This window comes from Microbulbifer maximicatervae (SeqCode) (assembly GCF_052467305.1).
The window spans coordinates 2,064,055-2,083,947 of record NZ_CP174306.1; the positions used below are offsets into that span (position 1 = coordinate 2,064,055).

General features: G+C 44.3%; 19 protein-coding genes. 12 read left to right on the top strand and 7 right to left on the bottom strand.

Annotated features, from left to right (window positions below):
- Nucleotides 1-13: 13 nt before the first annotated feature.
- On the bottom strand, nucleotides 14-499 hold the full coding sequence (locus tag ACJJI4_RS09240) for an SRPBCC family protein (RefSeq protein WP_444927841.1): 486 nt from the start codon (nucleotides 497-499) through the stop codon (nucleotides 14-16).
- A gap of 288 nt (nucleotides 500-787) precedes the next feature.
- Between ACJJI4_RS09240 and ACJJI4_RS09245 the strand changes: the two genes are divergently transcribed.
- The 4 genes from ACJJI4_RS09245 to ACJJI4_RS09260 all read left to right on the top strand — a co-directional run bounded on the left by ACJJI4_RS09245 (nucleotide 788) and on the right by ACJJI4_RS09260 (nucleotide 3,308).
- On the top strand, nucleotides 788-1,147 hold the full coding sequence (locus ACJJI4_RS09245; RefSeq protein ID WP_444927842.1) for an ArsR/SmtB family transcription factor: 360 nt from the start codon (nucleotides 788-790) through the stop codon (nucleotides 1,145-1,147).
- A gap of 206 nt (nucleotides 1,148-1,353) precedes the next feature.
- On the top strand, nucleotides 1,354-1,827 hold the full coding sequence (locus ACJJI4_RS09250; protein ID WP_444927843.1) for an SRPBCC family protein: 474 nt from the start codon (nucleotides 1,354-1,356) through the stop codon (nucleotides 1,825-1,827).
- Between the two features lie 105 nt (nucleotides 1,828-1,932).
- Nucleotides 1,933-2,583, top strand: a complete 651-nt coding sequence (locus ACJJI4_RS09255; RefSeq protein WP_444927844.1) for a dihydrofolate reductase family protein — start codon at nucleotides 1,933-1,935, stop codon at nucleotides 2,581-2,583.
- 242 nt (nucleotides 2,584-2,825) lie between these two features.
- Complete coding sequence (locus ACJJI4_RS09260; RefSeq protein ID WP_444927845.1) at nucleotides 2,826-3,308, top strand: VOC family protein; 483 nt, start codon at nucleotides 2,826-2,828, stop codon at nucleotides 3,306-3,308.
- Between the two features lie 268 nt (nucleotides 3,309-3,576).
- Here the strand turns inward: ACJJI4_RS09260 and ACJJI4_RS09265 are convergent, their stop codons facing one another.
- Nucleotides 3,577-4,941: an IS4 family transposase gene (locus ACJJI4_RS09265; protein WP_444926777.1), complete on the bottom strand. Its 1,365-nt coding sequence runs from the start codon at nucleotides 4,939-4,941 to the stop codon at nucleotides 3,577-3,579.
- Between the two features lie 101 nt (nucleotides 4,942-5,042).
- Here ACJJI4_RS09265 and ACJJI4_RS09270 point away from each other — a divergent pair, with 101 nt between their 5' ends.
- Nucleotides 5,043-5,507 (top strand): dihydrofolate reductase family protein, encoded by a 465-nt coding sequence (locus ACJJI4_RS09270; RefSeq protein WP_444927846.1) that lies wholly within the window; start codon nucleotides 5,043-5,045, stop codon nucleotides 5,505-5,507.
- Between the two features lie 76 nt (nucleotides 5,508-5,583).
- Here ACJJI4_RS09270 and ACJJI4_RS09275 read toward each other — a convergent pair whose 3' ends face one another.
- The 3 genes from ACJJI4_RS09275 to ACJJI4_RS09285 form a co-directional block, all read right to left on the bottom strand.
- Nucleotides 5,584-5,991: a DUF427 domain-containing protein gene (locus tag ACJJI4_RS09275; RefSeq protein WP_444897352.1), complete on the bottom strand. Its 408-nt coding sequence runs from the start codon at nucleotides 5,989-5,991 to the stop codon at nucleotides 5,584-5,586.
- 515 nt (nucleotides 5,992-6,506) lie between these two features.
- A complete protein-coding gene (locus ACJJI4_RS09280) occupies nucleotides 6,507-7,496 on the bottom strand; it encodes a hypothetical protein (protein WP_444927847.1) in 990 nt (329 codons plus the stop codon).
- Between the two features lie 620 nt (nucleotides 7,497-8,116).
- Nucleotides 8,117-9,541, bottom strand: coding sequence for a serine hydrolase (locus ACJJI4_RS09285; RefSeq protein ID WP_444927848.1), 1,425 nt, complete (start codon nucleotides 9,539-9,541; stop codon nucleotides 8,117-8,119).
- A gap of 906 nt (nucleotides 9,542-10,447) precedes the next feature.
- Between ACJJI4_RS09285 and ACJJI4_RS09290 the strand changes: the two genes are divergently transcribed.
- The 3 genes from ACJJI4_RS09290 (at nucleotide 10,448) to ACJJI4_RS09300 (ending at nucleotide 13,413) form a co-directional block, all read left to right on the top strand.
- On the top strand, nucleotides 10,448-11,083 hold the full coding sequence (locus tag ACJJI4_RS09290) for a hypothetical protein (RefSeq protein WP_444927849.1): 636 nt from the start codon (nucleotides 10,448-10,450) through the stop codon (nucleotides 11,081-11,083).
- 381 nt (nucleotides 11,084-11,464) lie between these two features.
- Nucleotides 11,465-12,361, top strand: coding sequence for a peroxiredoxin family protein (locus ACJJI4_RS09295; protein WP_444927850.1), 897 nt, complete (start codon nucleotides 11,465-11,467; stop codon nucleotides 12,359-12,361).
- A gap of 302 nt (nucleotides 12,362-12,663) precedes the next feature.
- Nucleotides 12,664-13,413: an alpha/beta hydrolase family protein gene (locus tag ACJJI4_RS09300; protein ID WP_444927851.1), complete on the top strand. Its 750-nt coding sequence runs from the start codon at nucleotides 12,664-12,666 to the stop codon at nucleotides 13,411-13,413.
- A 147-nt stretch (nucleotides 13,414-13,560) separates the two neighbouring features.
- Here the strand turns inward: ACJJI4_RS09300 and ACJJI4_RS09305 are convergent, their stop codons facing one another.
- On the bottom strand, nucleotides 13,561-14,454 hold the full coding sequence (locus tag ACJJI4_RS09305) for a LysR family transcriptional regulator (protein ID WP_444927852.1): 894 nt from the start codon (nucleotides 14,452-14,454) through the stop codon (nucleotides 13,561-13,563).
- Between the two features lie 192 nt (nucleotides 14,455-14,646).
- On the opposite strand from ACJJI4_RS09305, the gene ACJJI4_RS09310 reads away from it, so the two are divergent.
- Complete coding sequence (locus ACJJI4_RS09310; protein ID WP_444927853.1) at nucleotides 14,647-15,309, top strand: peroxiredoxin-like family protein; 663 nt, start codon at nucleotides 14,647-14,649, stop codon at nucleotides 15,307-15,309.
- Between the two features lie 108 nt (nucleotides 15,310-15,417).
- Nucleotides 15,418-15,984, top strand: a complete 567-nt coding sequence (locus tag ACJJI4_RS09315) for a carboxymuconolactone decarboxylase family protein (protein WP_444927854.1) — start codon at nucleotides 15,418-15,420, stop codon at nucleotides 15,982-15,984.
- A gap of 237 nt (nucleotides 15,985-16,221) precedes the next feature.
- On the opposite strand, the gene ACJJI4_RS09320 is transcribed toward ACJJI4_RS09315, so the two are convergent.
- Nucleotides 16,222-17,115 (bottom strand): enoyl-CoA hydratase-related protein, encoded by an 894-nt coding sequence (locus tag ACJJI4_RS09320; RefSeq protein WP_444927855.1) that lies wholly within the window; start codon nucleotides 17,113-17,115, stop codon nucleotides 16,222-16,224.
- Nucleotides 17,116-17,631: 516 nt separating this feature from the next.
- On the opposite strand from ACJJI4_RS09320, the gene ACJJI4_RS09325 reads away from it, so the two are divergent.
- Nucleotides 17,632-18,060 carry a hypothetical protein gene (locus ACJJI4_RS09325; protein WP_444927856.1) on the top strand — a complete coding sequence of 143 codons (429 nt, stop codon included), beginning with the start codon at nucleotides 17,632-17,634 and terminating at the stop codon, nucleotides 18,058-18,060.
- Nucleotides 18,061-18,665: 605 nt separating this feature from the next.
- Nucleotides 18,666-19,067: a hypothetical protein gene (locus ACJJI4_RS09330; RefSeq protein WP_444927857.1), complete on the top strand. Its 402-nt coding sequence runs from the start codon at nucleotides 18,666-18,668 to the stop codon at nucleotides 19,065-19,067.
- Nucleotides 19,068-19,893 lie beyond the last annotated feature (826 nt).

Here is a 19,893-nt window from a genome sequence, read left to right on the forward strand (position 1 = left end):
ATTAGAGAAAACACTAGCTCGTGATAGATTCGGTAAGTACAGCTTCCATTTGGCAAATTGATTGAGTCCAACTGACTTTTGCCAGTTTTGCGTAGTCAGTGTTGAGAAGCGTATGTGTCAGAGTAACGATGGTACCAAGCTCACTGCCCCTGAAAACAACTTCGACCAAAGATGCATTCTCTTGCGGCTCGGTGCTGTTTGGCAGATTAAGATTGCAATGCTCGTGGACTTCAAAAACTAATCGCTTTGGCCTGTCAACGCTGCGATACACACCAGACATAATGCAGGAACTGCCGTTTGGAGCAGTCATCTCAAAAGCAAAGCACCCACCAACCTTGGCAGTGAGGTTGAGTACACGTGTCGTGAAATCGTCAGGCCCCCACCATTTTTCAACCATGTTGGGTATGATCCAGGCATCGAAGACCTTCTCTGGCATTGCCCGGACTGTATAAGAGATCGGTTCGATTCGAACATCCTTTTGAAAAGTAAAATCGATCACTGTTGCACCTTATTCTTTTAAGTAGGGGGATTCCAGTAGCCTGTTAACACTGAAACATTTTATCTTTGTCCTATAACACCATTTAATCGACTCCACCTGACTCTATGATCATAGTAGGGAGCCAAACCAGCGCTTGCAGACGCTCTAGAGCATATCCATTATCGTTGAAGCGGCAAGACTAATCGAATGACTAAATAAGCGGTTTCCAAGTAACCTTAAGCTGCTTTTAATACGTAGCTACACCCGGTAGCCATTGCCTAACAATTTTTCACCGATATACTTATTCAGATGGAAGAAAATCACGACAACCTGAATACTGTTTTCCAAGCTCTGGCTGATCCAACACGACGCGCTGTCATTCAGCATTTGATAAACGGACCAGCGTCGGTCACCGAGCTCGCAGAACCATTTGAGATGGCACTCCCTTCGTTCATGAAGCATATTGGTGTGCTGGAGGATGCGGGCTTGATTCGCTCCAAGAAAACCGGTCGCGTGCGAACCTGTGAGATAAAATCCAAGCAACTGACAGCGGCACAAAAATGGATCAATACACAAACGGCCATATGGGAAGGCCGGATGGCTCGAATGGCGAGCTATGTCGAAACGCTCGATGCAGAAGAGCAGGATGACTTAGTACAAAAGGGGTAGATGCCCCAACAATACGGATCCCATAGGCATAAGCCAATTTCTCGCCCTCCATCCCGCCTAGAGTTGAAGTTTTAACCGCACGGAGCCATTCGCCGGTTATCCATTGACCTAACAATTACTGTTAACTATAGTTATCCAAAAAGCTAACTATTGTTATTTTTTGCACTCGGCTGTTCACGCTTTGCAAACATCGCAGAGGGATTCGCATGAGCCAAGATTTATCCCACGACACCATATCGATCAGTAGAAGGATCAAAGCACCGAGAGAGCGGGTATTTTCCGCATGGGAAGACCCGCAAGCCCGCTCGATATGGGGGCCTCCCTCTGAAGATGAAACAATCGAATTTCTCGAAAACGACTTTCGCGAAGGAGGCATTGACGTACATCGATGCGGCCAAAGTAACGATCTGCGATTCAGGGTTGAAACACACTATTACGAAATCAGAAGGCCATACCGGCTATTGTTCACCGAACGTGTAACTACGGATGGCTCTCCACTGAGTATCTCTTTGATTAGCGTGGAGATCGGCAATAGTGAAAGCGTGACAGAACTCAAGGTAACGATACAAATCGCCTCCCTGGCCGGCTCGGGAATTATCGAGGGAACTCGTAATGGATGGCAGTGCGCTCTTTCTAATCTGACTGCATACATGGAAGCAAGAAAAGTAGAAGCCGAATAGAAAAGGGCAATATTGCTTCTCTTCGGGCTTCAATAGCCATTGAGTAACAGTCCAAGTACAACCCGCAGCATCATTTGGGCCAATAGAACCAACAGGGAAGAACTTGTGCGAAAAATAATTGTAAACACGTTTATTAGCCTGGATGGTGTGATGCAGGCCCCTGGCGGCCCGGAAGAGGACTCTTCAGGGGGCTTTGAGCTTGGTGGATGGGTAGCTTCCTATTTTGATGAAGGTGTTGGTGAATTCATGGGCAATGTGTTCGCAGCGCCATTTGAGTTACTACTTGGCCATCGGACTCACAATATTTTCGCTGCACATTGGCCAAAAGTTGCTGCTGACCCTCCGCCTGAGGGTGTTGATGAAAGTGAAATCCAGCTGGCCAAAAAAATCGACGGTACAACACGATACGTGGCTTCTCGCACGAAACCTGAGTTTACCTGGGAAGGCAGCGAGTGGCTGGGGGATGACCCAATCTCAAGGCTTCGTGCAATCAAGGCTAGCAATGGCCCTGATTTGTTGGTTCCAGGCAGTGCTGACTTTATTCAAACTCTACTCAAAGCGGACTTAATTGATCAGTTTAAATTACTGATTTTTCCTTTGGTCCTGAGTAACGGGAAACGTCTTTTCGGTTCAGGTGTGATCCCTACAGCGTTCCATGTACAGCAAGCCATGACGACAGATAGCGGTGTAATTTGTGTGACCTATGTTCGAGGCGGAAGTATCACGACTGGAGATTTCTCCCTGCAACGAGAGTAGGGCCGGCAGTCTAAGCGCAATTTGGGATAGATAAGCAGAGATAGGAACTCGAAAGTTATGGAGCCCATCACTGACTTGGTATTCAAGAGAAGCTGCCTAGAAGCGATGGCACATTATGCCGATACGCTCGGCAGTAAGATCAGATCTGGAACGCCCACCAGATGTCCCGACATAACTATCAATGCCAGAGCCTTTCAGCAGAGTAAGTATTCGACCCGTTTAAATCCCGAGGAGATATCAAAATGACAGAACTCGTTACCTGTCTTTGGTTCGACTACGGCGAAGCAAAGAAAGCGGCGGAATTCTATGCAGCAACTTTTCCTAACAGCCATGTCGACCGCGTTAATGCGGCCGCCGTCGACTACCCCGGTGGCCATGAGGGTAGTAAGCTAACTGTTGAGTTGACTGTCCTCGGGCGCAAGTTTATAGGTCTGAACGGTGGCCCAAATTTTACTCCGAATGAATCGGTCAGTTTTATGGTTATTACCGAAAACCAGGAGGAAACTGACCGCTACTGGAATGCGATTGTTGATAACGGTGGGCAAGAGAGCGCCTGCGGTTGGTGTAAGGATCGCTGGGGCCACTCATGGCAAATTACGCCAAAACTGCTACTCGATCTTACAACGAACCCCGACCGTAACAAGGCAAAACGCGCCTTTACCGCGATGATGACCATGAGAAAGATCGATATTGCGACAATTCAAGCTGCGACAAATTCGGTTTGAAGTAACAGATAGATATCGCGAAAGAGTATTTAAACTACGCATGGCCAAACCGCCTCGGAAGCCCAGAGCTACTAGCGCAAGGCCTTAACAAGCTGAGTGACACTGCCCTCATCAAGCTCAGTCCCAACAGACAATACAAGAGACAAATACATGAGGATCAGATTGTGAGACGGTTAGTGGTTTGGAATGTGATGTCGTTGGACGGCTGCTTTGAAGGTACCGCTCCGTGGTCATTGGACCATCACGCAACAGCTGTGTTTTATACACATCATTTAAGTCCATTTAAAGCCTCTGCTGCCTCCATATAATGGAGAAGTTTAGTGTACCCCTGCCAAACGGTTTTAACTCCAGGCTCACCATCGCCGCTCCGCCCCAGAAAGCCTCCAAGTCCTGCCAGCATACGCGTTATAGCTCTCATACTTGGAGCTTCATTTGGTGGGGAGGTTTTAGCTTGCATTATCCATATCATACGCCACTCTTTTTCAGAGTAGACTTCCGTACACGACGTATCAGGAAGCGTTCGTGCCCGTGTTGTCATGGAGTGTAGACGCCACCCAATAATCATATAGATTGCAATACAGTTCAGCATTCGCTGCTCGGTTCTAAAGCGATTACTTTCTATCTGGCATCCGCCTTTCACCACTCGGAAATAGGTTTCAATTTCCCATCGACTTCGATACCACTCAATAATGATCCTCGCTTGCTTAAAGTCCTCAACTGCAAGATCGGTCAGCAGCATCCATTCAATACCTTTTTCCCCTTCTGGTGGGCTTAATTCCTTAGCAAAGACTGCGTAGAGAGAAAGAGGTCGCTTTGATTTTCCTTTTCCCTGCAATCTTACTTCTGCAATGGATACACTGACCTTAGCTTCCCTTTCTGGCTGTCCATTCCTTTTGGGGATACCTACTGAGTATTTCCCGATGGACTTCTGCTTGGTCATATAGTCCCAAAGTAAAGTCGTATCTTCTCCTTCGATCTCTAAACTACGATTAGCCTTGGCTCGAACAATATAGCTTGCACGCCGCTGTTCATTTTGATCTTCAGCTAATTGAAACCACTCATGAATATCCCCCTCTCTATCCGCGATGCTCACAATCGTGGTTTCAGGGCAGCGCTCTTGTATCTCACAAGCTGATTCATAATGGTCTAACCAGCGTCGACTCTCTTTATCTTGTATCGACTTGGTATAGCGAGAATTAGCACTAGATTCTTTATCTCGCTGCCACATGCTACCCTCAATAATGCCCAGATTATCTCTGGATGGTGTTATAGCGATAGACGTATGTAGGAGCTGCTGATTAGTCTCTTTGCGTCGGAGTGTTCCCATTTCTTTGCTTTCTAAATCGGTAGCAAAATTTAGGAAAGTGGTATCCTGAGGGATAAGAACAACTGGCTGAACCTTGATTCTTTCAAGAGTGGCTGATTTATGGCCACTCATAATGGAGTCAAAGCTGACTTTATCATTTTCGATAAATCGATAGGCTGCAAAGGTTTCTGCCCAAGACTTGTTTGCACAGGGAATGCTACCCTTTGGGTCGGAACTTAAATTACTGAGAATATTGGACAAGCGCTTATTCAATCGTGTATCACCCATAACCTGATTTTTCACTTCGTCCCTGACCCAGTCCTGCATAATTATCCAGCCAAATTTGTAGCCCCTATAACGTACAAACTGTAACTCATTGATTTTTATAATAAAACTGAAAAAACTTGTGTATAAAACTTAGCGCAACAGTGTGGGGCGACGAATTAGAAGCCTTCTCTCTTCGACAGGGTGATGAAATCGGCACCTTGCTATTCGGATGTCGCACCTATAAAGGGATGGCCGATTATTGGCAAAACGAAACTGGAGCGATTGCGGACATGATGAACTCGCTTGAAAAAGCCGTCATCTCTCGCACGCTAGAAGCCGCCAATTGGTCAAATACTCGTCTACTGAAAGGCGAGGCGGCCGAACATGTTCGCGCGCTGAAAAAAGAGACCGGGAAGAGGGATATCTTCGTATTTGGTAGTTCGAATCTTGTAGCTACTCTGCTCAGAGAGGGTCTAGTAGACGAGTACCGGATATGCCTAGCACCTATCGTACTTGGAGCTGGTTCACCTCTCTTCAAGCCTGACGGCATCCAGAAAAATTTTGAGCTGATGCGGGCAGATACCCTTGAAATGGGCGGAGTGGTCCTTCGCTACAAGTGCCTATAAAAGGGCGGAGTGTTATTGCAACCAGGTTCTAGGCATGGTTTGTATCATTAACCTAAAAGAGTCTATGGGAAGAGGGTCATGATGAAGTTCCAACTTCTTCGATTGCCACTTGATCCGGATAAAAGGCAATACGCCCGTTGATCACCCCGGCAAAGTCAAAAGCAGCTTCATAGGCCCATGCAATAGCTTCTCCGCTATCATCGATTGAGAAGTAGCTGGCATCGCCTTTCAGTGGGCAATAGCTTGTCTTTCCCTCTATAAGGGAGAGGGGAGCAAGAACATCTTCTTTTGGGAAATAGAATACGGGGTCGAGCATATCTTTTGCGAGTTCTGTAACTCTCAAAGCATTACTACTCTCGGCAATCACCTTGCCACCACGACGCACACGCACTGTCCTAGGCACAATCTTGGCGCGCATAAGGTGTCGGGGTTCTTTCGGGTTGTGGATTGTGTTACTAGACATCGTAACTTCTGGATAGGGCATTGATCTTTCCTTTCAAGGTATTAGCGATTAGCGAGCCGCATTTATCCAAATAGAGATACACACTTATAAGAGTAAGCGAACAGCGAGCCTTCATGTCCCCTCACTTGGACTCAATAGTTAGCGCTGATACGACCTTCGATGCATAAATTGTGGACGATTGCCGCCGAATTACGAAGTTCCAAATCCCGTTGAAACAATAGGGTTGGCATGGTCACGACTGATTTTGATGGTAACAACTGCATCGCACGCGTTAGCCAACTCCCTAAAGTACCTCTCCAATTCCAGCGATAAAATCCTAGGTAGTAACAGTGTAAATTGTTACCGTGTACTCGGCGTACGGGAAGTGGTGACCAGTATCAACCAATCCTTCACCACTCACGCATTGGCCCGAGCATCTACACCCCAAATATAGAAATCCTTGGGCCCTGGGGACAGTTCTCTGATTTCGGGATAGGACCCCAAATTGCAGGAAACGTAATCGTCTCAATTAATTAGACTGCCCCCTGGGTTTTCCTCTAATGATTAAGTAGGCTTGGGTGCACTTTTCGTTTACCTACCATCCCGGTAACAATTCTCCCAACTTCCTGCTCAGAGGGAAGCTGTGCTACGTCATACGCGAACCATGCCACTGAGTCTGCATTTTCCACCGCTTTGACTTCAGTGAGCTCTGCCATAAGTGTTGCCGCTGCATCTTGTCCGCGTAACTGATTGAATGCCTGCTGTACAACAAGCTTGAATGCTTGTTCATGGGTTTTACCACTGTCCTGATGGAACTTCATCCATATAGCGCCACCTTCACTAATAGCTTTATCCAATTTATCCGCGATGCCTTCATCATTGAAATATTTATGATCCACGGTTTGCGCATATTTATGTGTTCCTTCATGAATCAGAGTAACAATGCAGAATACCTCACCTTTCTCCCAAATTTTACTAAAACTCAAGCAGATAGGGTTTTGATTGGGCTCCATAAAGCTCCCCCCCTTAAGTTGCCCTCCACCAGCCCATGACAACTTACAGAAGTTTGAAATTGATCTGCCCCAACTTTCCGTAAAGGGCACAAACACAAACCCGGCCGCATTTTTCGAAGGGTCCTCAATACCAAATGGATATCCTATCGTCGATATGGTAGAGCATTGAACCTTGCACAAGGTGGGCATCATTTTTACATCCGCACACTCCACATCACCACTCAAGCCTATCTGGGTTTTACTGAGTTTTTGAAGTATCGCATTTACGCAATTTGAATATCTTTGTGGCGGGCAATCCATAGGAAGGCCGAAGTAGTAGGAGACTAAATTTTTAAACTTATCAGGAACCTTATCAGGGTATGTAATCGCTACAGTGCACATATCTATCGCTCGTTTTAAGATAGTCTGTGCTTCATCCAGCCAGTTTTCGAGTGATTTTTTGACCTTCGTTTGAAAAAGTATCGGCGAATTATCCTCTACCAACACAGTAAAACTCACTTCCCGGTTGATACTGCGGCTCACTATTTTTGTCATAATTATTCTCCTGCCTTTTCCTGCTACTTTCAGCGATGGAATCCACTGTTTTTGCTCTGATGCCAAACCAGAGCAAAATAGAATATATAATATTACTTAGCACGACTGTACATTAATATTCTTGAAATCATTCAGGAATAGCACTTCTTAACAATCCACCTCGGATTAAAATTTCCTAATGTGTCTTGCAATAATTCTTCTGGAGATTACTCATAGATTAATATTGTGGAGGGATTGGGGTAGTTCGCAGTATTTTGAGTCACTTTAACTGATTTTTGCTGATTTTTACTGATTTTTAACTGGGCTAGTAATTACTGAACGTCGGCCACTACGAAACCCTGCCTAATCCAGCCCAATTAAGATGTGGTATTAATAAATCAATTTGCAGCAATGATCTGACTGACATAAAAAATCTCAATTTATCAATAAGTTAAAACTGTTTCGTCCAATATTCCCCTAGGCTGCACTTACTAAAAAGGGAGAAGGGAAAGATACACCGCGCTTCGGACCCTATGAGGCATGGGTGCCGATTAGGAGCTTACAAGGATGTATTCTCAGCGTGTCTCGAGTGCGATGTATTCTTTCCTTCCACCCCAGTATTAACTAACTGACCATTCAAACTAGGGCAGTCGTTTATAGGAATAAGCTTTTCCGCCTTGACGAAGAATAAACGAGCGGGCAGGGCTCGTATTGGCCTCCTCAAACTCAATAGTCAACCCTGGAACCATCTTCGATGCATAGATTGTGGACGATTGCGGTCGAATTACGAACTCTCCATATTCCGCTGAAACTATAAGACCTGTATAGCCGCGGCTGATTTCGACAATATCATCTGTTCCGTGCCCATAGCGCCCGACACCTCTCAAAAGCACCTCCTCTGATAAAGTGATGAAGTCTGGGACAGGGACAACCTTAGTAGATACTGTCTGCTCGGGGTTCAAGAAGTGATGACCAATATCATCCAGCCCTTGACCGCTGGCAGTATCTGCCAAGGCAACAACACCCGCTCTCCGCACTGGGTTAAAACCCATAAATGTACGCGATCCGTCACTGCTGCCATTGGACCAATAGTAAGTCTCTCCATTGGTGGTTGTCCTGCGCCAACCCAGGGCCATACGAGTGATATCACTGCCTCCCGGCCTATCAATTGACAGCATTAGTCGCGATGCTGCAACCAAATCCTTAGGGCCTCGACCGTTGATAAACAAGTCGAGAAGTGTGAGGAGGTCGCTAGCTGTAGATCGTAAACCGCCAGCCGGCGAGAGCACCCCATCGCTTGTTGGGCCGATCGGGCTGAGATAGAAGTCATGGCCTTGAGCTCGCCGAGCAGACTTCTTGGGATCATCCTCTAAAGTGGTATCACTTAGCCCTAAAGGTCCCGTCACACGCTCTCGCAATATCGTTGCAAAAGAGCGGCCTTCCTTCAAAGCAAGTCCTTGACCTAAGAGCCCAAAAGCCAGGTTTGAATAGCTGAATTGAGTACCCGGGCTAGCTTTCAGATGATAGCTTGGCAAGCCACCATAGAGCTGCTCAAAGGAATAACCAGCGTACTTATTGGGCGCATCGGGTGCCGATACAGTAAGATTATTTGGTCTTAGAGGAAGAGAAGCAGCATGGGTAGCCAGGTCGGCGAGAGTGATTTGTTGCCCTTCAAAAGTTGGAGCTTTTACACCGGCTGGTACGTAATCCTGGAGAGGATCATCGAGTTTCACTCTCTTATTTACAACTTCAACAGCCAATAGCAAGGCCGTAAATATCTTAGTCAACGACGCAATTTCAAAAATCGTATCGTCCCCTAGTTGATAAGTATCCTTGGATTCAGGCACTCGGACAGTAAAAATTTTACGATCAGAAAAATTTAGGATACCTGCAACTGCTGCATGTGCCGCGTGTTGCTTAAGAATACGATGGCGAATGAGACGTTGAAACTCATCATCATCATTCACCGGTTGACTTGATAAAGCATCTAAAGCGATGAGTGGTCGAGGGACAGCAAATACAGAGGTAGCTCCAAGAAATAATTTTGTGAAATCACGTCGTTCCATGGCAATCAACACCTATTCAAAAACTTTCCAGAGTTTAGTTGGTAAACTTTGACTATCAGAAAGGCATAAAAGTTCTTGTGATAGATACGCTGATCACTAACAGAGATAAACGCATTTTGGGCAAACGGAGCCTAACGGAGGATAAGCAGAACTATGGATCTGGTGGATCTGGTGGAGCAACCAGTAAAGTTAGAACAATTAGATTCTCAAAAAGAACTACCGCCAATAACCTGTGATGCTGGATAAAGAGGCTCAGGGAATAACCGAACTTTTTACACTAGTAAAGCACGTTCATAAAAACTCTGGAATGAGTATGATAGAAAATAATAGGTTATTGGTAGAGTGAAGGCACTGACGGAAAGCGAGTTTACACTCCTGAAAACCTCGTCCTTATGAGGCTATTCTCCAGCTGGTAACTGTCATAGATGGAAGATTAGGATGGCCCGGAAAGTTAAGGGCCTGTCTTCTGCGTTATCTATAAATAAAAAAATAGTTTGGAGTGTATGGGACCACATCAAACATCTATAGCCCTTCCTAACGGCATTATTAAATTTATACGATTATGCCAAGGATGTGGAGGTTAAAACGCTGACTAAAAACATTATCCTTTTTTATTAATAAAATTTCTATAGTTACTAACGACCGTAGAACTGCTATAGCGATTGATTTAAGAATTTATATCTCTGTGTTGTCACTCAGACAGAGCTGCTTCAGTCTCGAAGTCCTTTGAAAGTGGCATTGAAAAAATGGCCCTTAAATCAGGAAAGGGAAGTACGCGGTTTTACTGCTGGTTACGTAATAACTCGTAATCTTATTTTTCACTCCATTTTATATATTACTGCCTATCAAATTGGTACATTGGACTCACTACTCTCACTGTCAAGCACAACGAAAAAGGAAATTTTGATGTTGAATCTTAAAACTTTACCGAGTCAGAACGGTAATTCTTGCGCCGCTCACTGCACCGAGATCGCAGTGTCAGGATTTGATCTCCGTGCGCCAAGGCCACAGAGTTTTGTGGAAGACACTCTGTGGCGCGCTATCAAATGGCAGAATGGGGACCTACCTCCGATGCCAAACGGTGCCGACCATCCCTTAGTGGCGGCCAACAATAGTTCACCGATTCGTGTGCGAAACTATGTGAATACCCAGTGCCCTGGGCGTACCGGTCGGATTTTATATGACGCGACCCAGAAAGACATGTGCCTTCAATTCGCGCAGCCGGGCAATAGAGTTAATTATAATGCGTTGTTTACAAATCTCATACAGCCAGCTAGTAATGGGGGAATGCCGAGGAACTTGCTTACCGACACCTATTACAATTGCGCTTTTATGATGTTTCGAGGCCCTTCCCCTGGGTCTGCTCATGAAATGGGTTTCCATAATATCCTGGTTGCCAAGGATGGGACCACAGTCAAATATTATAACCCGAATGAAGATCAACCAGTTTGGAGGGCTGATATTGGATGGCGAACGTTGCGTCATCAAAACGCAGGAAGGCATAGTTACGTTTGGAGTGGTATTGCAATCGAAATCACCTAGCAGTTAATGTTTGATGATGCGATCATTAGTATGGATCATGGGGTTTATCCTTGGTTTTGCTTTTAGGTTTAGGCACTTCCATCAAAACCGGTAAACCCTTCTTATTCAAGACGATCTGTCAGATCGTGGTCTGATCTTGTCTACATCTTTACACCTTCTTCCAGCTTACTAGCTCCTTTATTTGCTAAGAAATTCTAAATTCCTGCTAGAGCTGAGTGTAAGTTACTCATGCCAGCCACTACTAATAGATCGATAAAATAAATCCAATTGTATCCGTTTTCGCAACATTGTTTCTCTATTTGAACTAATTATTGAGTCAATGTGATGTACTAGGATAGATCGCAAGTTTTGGACATTAACCCAACGCTTCAGGAGCTTGAAATGAAAGCAAAACTTATTTTACCAATGATTCTATTAAACATGCTTGGCGGAGTAGGGTCCGGCATCATGATCTATATGTCTGGCGGCGATCCGGTTTGGGTCGGCGCACTTTTAGCGACCTTGCCTTTACCATTTTTCTTGATGGTTCTGACAAATGTGTTCAGCATTTCAAGAACATCAGAAAGGCTGCCAGTTATTCAAGCCGTTAACTTTTTAGGAGTTGCACTGGTTGCTTATTCAACTTATTCAAACCAGGCTCCAATGTCCTTGTCTCAGTACGTTCCTATTGCAGCTGCTGCCCTGGGCTTCGTATCCCTTCATTGGTATGTCTGGTCATTCTCCGTTTACAACCGCAGAAAGAGCAAGGCCATATCAAAAGGCCAAAAACTGCCTGAAATGAATTTTAATCGATTAGATAAATCGGCTGTGTCTTCCACCTCTTTTGACGAATCTAAAACACTATTAGTGTTCTTTAGAGCCAACTGGTGCCCATTTTGTATGAACCAGTTAAAAGAAGTGAAGAAGTATGCTGAGACACTTAAGCAATATGATGTGAAGGTAAAGTTTATCTCTAACCAAGGCTACGACAACTCAAGGAAGTTAGCCGACAAGCTTGACCTACCTGGTCATTTTGAAATTCTTCAAGATGACAACTTAATGGGTGCTAAAGCCCTAGGCATTGAAGATATTGGTGGTTCCCCTGCAGGAATGCCTGGGTACCCTAAGGATACCGTTATGGCCACAGTGATAGCACTGAATGAAGATGGTACGGTTATATTCGGTGATGAGACCGACAATTATCGGAGACGCCCAGACCCGACAACGTTTCTGCATGTTTTTGAAAGCTCAAAGCCGCAGACTTTAGATGCTAACCCAACTCTCAAAGGTACCGCCTAGTGAGGTAAAATATCAATCTCTCATAGAGCTTATCGATAGGCCCATGAAGAGTGAAAGATAACTGTCTAGCTAGCAATATTGTCGCAGGCCTGAACCAGGATTAAGTAAATGCCTTAGAACAACCAATATGGATTATATAAAGCCTGAAGATTCTATCGATGCCTAAGCAAATACAGGTCTACCTTATATCAGTTGACATATAAAAAACTATCACATATTCACATACCCCTTTCTATGATAGACAGGGGTTTTTCCTTGTTGAGATTAGAGTATTCTATAAGTAATTGAAATTGGAGAACGTCATGGAGTTTAACTTCCCAAATCGTGATGGCGTAGAATTAAAGGGTAAGTTAGAAGAATCTGCTGGAATCCCAAAGGCTTATGCAATTTTTGCACATTGCTTTACTTGCTCAAAAGATATTATTGCAGCAAGCAATATTTGTAAATCATTAACCAGCAAAGGAATATCAGTATTAAGGTTTGACTTCACTGGATTGGGTAATAGTGATGGAGATTTTTCCAATACTAATTTTTCATCCAATGTTGAAGATTTACTTAGTGCTTACAGTGAAATCGAAAACCGCTTCGAGGCACCAAAATTGTTAATTGGGCATAGTTTTGGAGGTGCTGCCGTTTTGAAAGCCGCTGGCATGATAAAGACAGCTAAAGCTGTTGTTACTATAGCTGCTCCAAGTGATGTTAAACACATCCAGCATATGTTTAAAGATGAACTCGATAGCATCAATAAAACAGGTCAGGCAAGAGTGGTTCTGGCTGGCCGAGAGTTTACGCTAAAGAAGCAGTTCATTGATGATATAAATGAAGCAGACGTCTTGGTTAACCTTAAGGAATTAAGGAAAGCGCTGCTCGTAATGCATTCACCACTAGACAGCACTGTTTCAATTGAGCATGCGGCGAAAATATTCGCTGCTGCGAACCATCCTAAAAGTTTTATTTCTTTAGACAAAGCCGATCATTTGCTTATGAAAAAATCAGATGCTGAATATGTCGGTAATGTTATTGGAGCCTGGGTTCAAAGATACATTAATTAATATCGGATGTTACAGAAAGTAATATCGAACTTTAAAGCCTTGCAACAGTAAAGAACCGTCAACTATCGAGAGCTGGACTGTAAAGAACAATAGAAACAGCACTAGATGGAATTTAGGTTGCTCCTAGTCCACCTAGTAATCCGGGGCTTAACTCAGTTCCTTTTTTAGAAACTCGATAAAGACTCTGGTCTTTGCCGGCATCGCTCGACCACTGGGAATCAGTGCGCTAACAGGCGGTCCTGGAACTACTTTCTCTGGGAATAACTCAACAACTTCACTATTTTGAATAGAAAAGCCAAGCGCTTTATCATATACCTGAGCTATTCCCATACCGGCTACCACTGCGTCAATCAGAGTTCGTCCGTCTCTGAATATTGCTAGCGGTGAGGGGGAAAACTCAGTAATTGGGCCTCCATCTTCTTGGAACAACCAGCCTCTCAATTTTCCTGTAGGTGCACGGAAAACAAGAGAATCATGCTCCTTTAAATCTTCCAAAGTCTTTGGCATACCCTTTTGTGAAAGATATTCAGGTGAAGCGCACAGGATACGTCTGGTTTCACATATTTTTTTTGCGATAAAAGAACTATCTTCCAGTTCACCAATCCTCACGACGACATCCCATTCACCTCTAATAGCGTCCTCTAGACTGTCTGAAAGAGAGACCTCGACCGTAACCTTGGGATGCAACTGCGTGAACCCCTTCAAAGCACTGACAATAGTTCGGCCTATGCCTATTGGCAAATTGATACGCAATCGTCCAGCAGGCTCATCCTTCCTGGCATGCAGCAAAAGCCTGGCCTCATTGATTGTTTCTAACGCATGTTTTGCGGCATCTAGAAATATTTTGCCTTCTTCTGTCAGCCTGATACTTCGTGTGGTTCTGTTGAATAGCTTAAGACCCAATTCCTCCTCAAGCTTCTTCACTGCCTTACCAGCGCCTGATTTGGTTGAGTTCAATGATGCCGCCGCTTTTGTAAAGCTTCCATGTTCGGCAACGGCAATAAATACAACTATTTCGTTCAAATGGGCTTGTTGAAACACAGATTGTGTCCCTAATGGATACAATGAGTATCAAAATAGCATGTTTATAGCGCAAATCAAAGCAACTAATCTTCCCAATAGTGGTTTGGCGTAAGTACCTGCATAGAGACCAATTGGAGAATTAGCCAGGTCACATCGAAGGCTTACCCAAAGCTCGAGCTTCCAAACTTTAAACCATTAGAGGAATAGGTTATGTCTCTTCAAGACAAACTAGATGCTTTCAAAGAAGTATTTAAGCAACAGGCCCCGGAAGGAGCATTTGAAGCCTTTGCCAGATCATCCAAGGAGTTGGCTGCTAGTGGCCAAGTTGAACGTTCGATTAAAGTAGGGGAGAAAGTCCCATACTTTACATTGCCAGATTCAGAAGGTAACGACCTTGTCCTGGAAGAACTCCTAGCCAAAGGGCCCGTTATTCTAACGTTCTATCGAGGCGTGTGGTGCCCTTACTGCAATATTGAGCTGCAAGCGTTAGAAGAAGTTGCTGCAGAGATCAAAGCGCGTGGCGCAACCCTGGTTGCTATTTCCATGCAAGGGCCCGCTGAAAGCCGCAAATCTCAGAGGGATAACAAGCTAAGCTTCCCAATTCTGACTGATCAAAGTGGAAAGCTTGCTGAAGAGTTTGGTATCCGCTGGACATTACAACCTTATGTAATTGAGTTCCACAAGATGTTCAAAGTCGAACTCCCGACTATCCATCGTGACGGCGAATGGAACTTACCTATGCCCGCAAGGTATGTCATAGATACCGATGGAACAATCGCATATGCGGAGGTGAATCCTGACTATACACGTCGCCCCGAACCCAGCGACTTATTTCCCGTACTTGAAAAGCTGAGTCAGTCTACAACTGCATAGTATGTAAACACCTCCACCTCTTTAGCGCTGACTAGCGCCAAAGAGGTGGAAGCACTCAATGTAAATCGATATCGAGCACCGTAAAACCCAACTTATATGGTAAGACTCATGGTCAATTTTACACGTTACACAATTGAAACAGCACCAGAAGCCTCTAAGCCCACTCTAGAAGCCGCTAAAAAGAAAATGGGATTTGTACCCAATCTAATGGCAACCATGGCCGAATCACCTGTAATGGTAGAGAGCTACCTAACACTTATGGGAATATTTGATAAATCTCGCTTGAGCGAAACGGAGCGAGAGATAATCCTGATGACAAACAGCCGCCTAAACGGTTGCACCTACTGCATGGCTGCGCATACCGCAGTTTGCAAAATGGCCGGTGTAGATGAAAATCTCATCAAGGCGCTGCGTAGTGGCAAAAAACTCGATGATCCTAAACTCGAAGCGCTCCGAGCATTCAGTGTCATTATCAATGAGAAACGTGGATGGGCTACAGAAGAGGAGGTTGAGGCGTTTCTTGCAGTAGGTTATACGAAAGAGACAGTTCTAGAGGTGATAGTTGGAACCAGTCTAAAAGTACTCTCGAATTACTCTACCCACAATCTGAATGTCAGTCTCGATGATGCGTTTTTGCCAATGGCCTGGAGTAAGGATATGGATTCGAATGGTTGAGCGTAACAGCAAATAAAAAACATGCATCCGATTCATGCGTCTAATAAAGACTGGGCCTTGGGAAGAGGGCGCCTGTCCAGATCATAAAAGTGACGATAAGAACCCCACTGATTCACCAAAGTAATGAGGCCCATATAGCCACTATGGGCCTCTACTATATTGTCCGAGATATTCGTGGTATCTAAGCCCCTAAACAATACATCCTCTTGAATACAGCCTTCTTTTGGCTTATCACAATTACTCCATTTCGCTACGAATAATGCCGGGTGTTTTGGCTTGTCCCCGTACTCGGTCAGGATGATCGCGCTCATTAAAGCGTCTCAAGCCTTCAGACAACTCTGCTTTGGATTCAGAGTCGCTGAACAATCGGTTAAAACACTCAGCCTCAATTCGTAGACCTTCATCAAGATCCTTTCCATAACCACGAATGGCGGCTTCTTTATCAGAGTGAATCGCTGGCTGGGGAAGGGTAGAGATATACTGTGCTAACTCAATGGCACGGTCTAATGCGGTTCCCTTTGGCACCACTTCGTTGGCCAACCCAATGCGATAAGCTTCTTCAGCATTGATAACTTTTCCCGTGATGATTAACTCCAGCGCTCGTCCCATACCAACAATACGCGGCAAACGCTGAGTACCACCATCGGCTAAGCCGATATTCCAACGACGACAAGTCATTCCAAAGGATGCGTGTTCTTCTACAATCCGCATATCGGCAAAACATGCCCACTCAAAGCCACCCGCATAAGCGATTCCGTTCACAGCCGCAATGATAGGCTTATAAATATCGGTCCAGCGGGATGGACCTATAATGCCTGGAGCTTCACCTCGATTATGTCGGGCAATATCAGCGGGTTCTACAGGGCATAGAACAGCCACGTCAGGATCGGGGTGGTTGGTAGGTTCGGTTGCAGCAAGATTGCTTTTCAAATCACCCCCTGCACAAAATGCAGAATCGCCAGCGCCGGTGATTACCGCAACTTTAGCTCCGTCATCGGTACGGAAGCGATCGAATGCATCCACCAGCTCACGGTGAGCGCGGGTACCAATGCAGTTCTTAACCTCTGGACGGTTAAAAGTAACGATGGTTACAGGGCCATTTTGCTCATATTTAATATGATGATATTCCATGTCATAAGACCTTTATCATGTGGCGTCGAAGTAATATTTAAATTCCACCCTGATACATCAAATGAGAATTTAATCCCGGTTCCGATTAATATTTTATCAACATATACCGCAATAAATTAGTACAAATGAACCCTTTACAGCTAATAAAACTTTATTTGCTAATACAATGAGATCCTGAGCTTTTCCTCCTGCAATGATTAGATTCAGCACCTGTATCAAACTTGGAGACCTTACAAATTTCTGAGGAATGGGAATTATTGCGCTGCCAATAGGGTTGTCAACCTAGATACGTGGCGAGCTAGTATATAAAATCCAGCCAGATATCAATACAAAGCCTGATGAAGCATTAAGTGTTGCGCTAAAGTACCTAGAGGACAATCGACTGTAACGCAGTGTCAAATAGCTCATAATGAAATAGGGAAGGCACGACCCACCCAAACGCATGAGACTCAACGGCAAAGTGGCTCATTCGAATTTAAGTGTGCATTGGAAAGGGCAATTAGTTGAGGATAATAAATGGGTCCTGTTATTAAATTTCCTGTAGTGTGCTTTTTAAATGGAAAAATTACAGTGCACACAAAGAGTAGCTTCAAAGCATTAGGGGCTCGTTTTTTGGACGAGAAGACATTTGTCACTATGGAGAATCGGCGATCAAAAGCAAAAGATGGTTGGATACTAGACTCTAGCGGGAAGTTTGTACCTTTATCTTATAGCGGCAATTTGCGAGAATGGGCTCGTCCTATTTCCTTCCTCTGGAATGCAGTGCTGACTAAGTACCAAGCTAATATCGAGGGGGCTGTGAAGGTAGGCTTTGTACTGAAAGACTTAGATTCGATGTCCAAATCCTCGCCGGGAAAGCTTGGGATGGATTTCAAGAGATTTCTAAGTAAGTATGAGCCTGACCTGTATATTACTAATGATATACTGAAAGAATGGCCCCTTTAATTTGATATTTCCTTGTGAGCCTCACACGCCAAATATACTCTATTAATATATTTTGACCCTCTCCAATGAAGTTCCCTCTAAAGTTAGCAATATCGAAATGATTCAAATCAAGACCAAGGTTGATGATGGTCCTGGTTCTGTGAGGCTTTGTAGTACGTGTACAGGGGCAGGCATTGATCAACAATGGAGAATTTGTGACGGATGTGCAGGAGCTGGAATTTTGGTAGATAATCCAGCCATGTTTGATTTGCAGCTAACGATATTTACTAACGAAGTTCAGCCGCTCCGGTAGCTCCTCGCGAGCATAAATACCGACCTGGTTAACCAGGACCCAAAACAAACGGAGAGTGTCATGGGAGCGCTACAGGAAATCATCTGCGAACTGGATTGCATCCAGATTCGACCTGAACACCGCAACCAGGCATTCCCACAGCAAGGGGACACGTGAATATCGGAAAAAAAACCGCGAAGAAAAAGTGGACTGCCAAGTAAAGCAATTAATCAGTATTCATAAAAGTCCGTTATTAATCAATAAGTTACCATAACTTTGGTCAACTAAAGCTCTTAACCGCACAAATTTTAACCGATCGACTAGGATAACAACAATGAATTACAAATTAGGTTTCCGTTGGACTCTAATTACCCTAAATTTGGCAATGGTCTCATGGTTTGGCTTTTCTCAAGCCGGCACTGGTTATATTGATGAAAGTGGGCATTTAGATGTTATCCACATATTAATTAGATCACTGGCGGTCATTTTGTTGTCTTTCATTGCCTCGGTTGTAATTGTTCGATCACGAGGAAGAGGTATAGCTATATCAATTATTACCTCTTTAATTTTTGGGGTGCTCCTTTTATGGTCGGGCTTGGTTACTAACTCGATGTCAGAATATGGCGGTAGCAGCGGTTTACTTTATGGAATTACAACCTTTTTGGTAGGGTTTACTCTAACGTTGTTTTCCTGCTCAGTTGTATATGTTGGCTCAACTAAGGTGATCAATAGGTAATTCTCTTGCACAAAAGGGGCCGAACGGTAATTTTTCTCCAGTGCCAGGAACCTATTTTGATGAAAATGGTGACCCAGTTACCGTTGGAGTAGGGCCGTTTGGTAATACAGTCAGCGTAGATAGTACGACAGCTTATAATTTTAATTCTAATACCTGAACGTTAATAATCCTGTGACTACAGGCTCGACTACGTCAATTTGCTCACCGTGCTATTTAATTGGCGGATCCGCAATTAAAATAGGGATAGAAAAGTTTTCTTTTTTGATCTTCTCAAAATTCAGAGTCTTTAACTTGATGATTTTGAGCTACCTTTCAGTTATGAGAAAAGTGGAACGGATGATAATGTGATAAATTTTTTGTCGGATTGTTCGGCGGTTAGGCCAGCTATTGAATCTTCATTGTCTCTCAGTGAGTTTTTTGGTGACTCCGAACATCTAGAAGCGTTAACCGTTAGTAGTTAGTGCACTAGTGGGCGCATAGCATATTCGACCTGACGCTGACGATATAAGTCGTCGGTTCACCATGGATGGTCCAGATAAAGGCTACTGGACCTACGAATATACAGATTATGGGGAACTGAAGAAGCAGGCCAATACGAGCGAACGCTATGAGTATGAGTACAATCTCACAGCTTCTTTTTTGATCAGTTTTATCCACGTGAGGTCGCCAGTGAATTTCATAGGTAGATTCATTAGTTGGACGTCCAAAAAATTCAAACCTAGGCTCCACCAGGGCTCCCATTATTTCCGATATTTGTGAATATCGGATATTTTATAAATGGGCAATTTTCCGTATAATTTGCCGCATTCCAACAACAACTCCATAT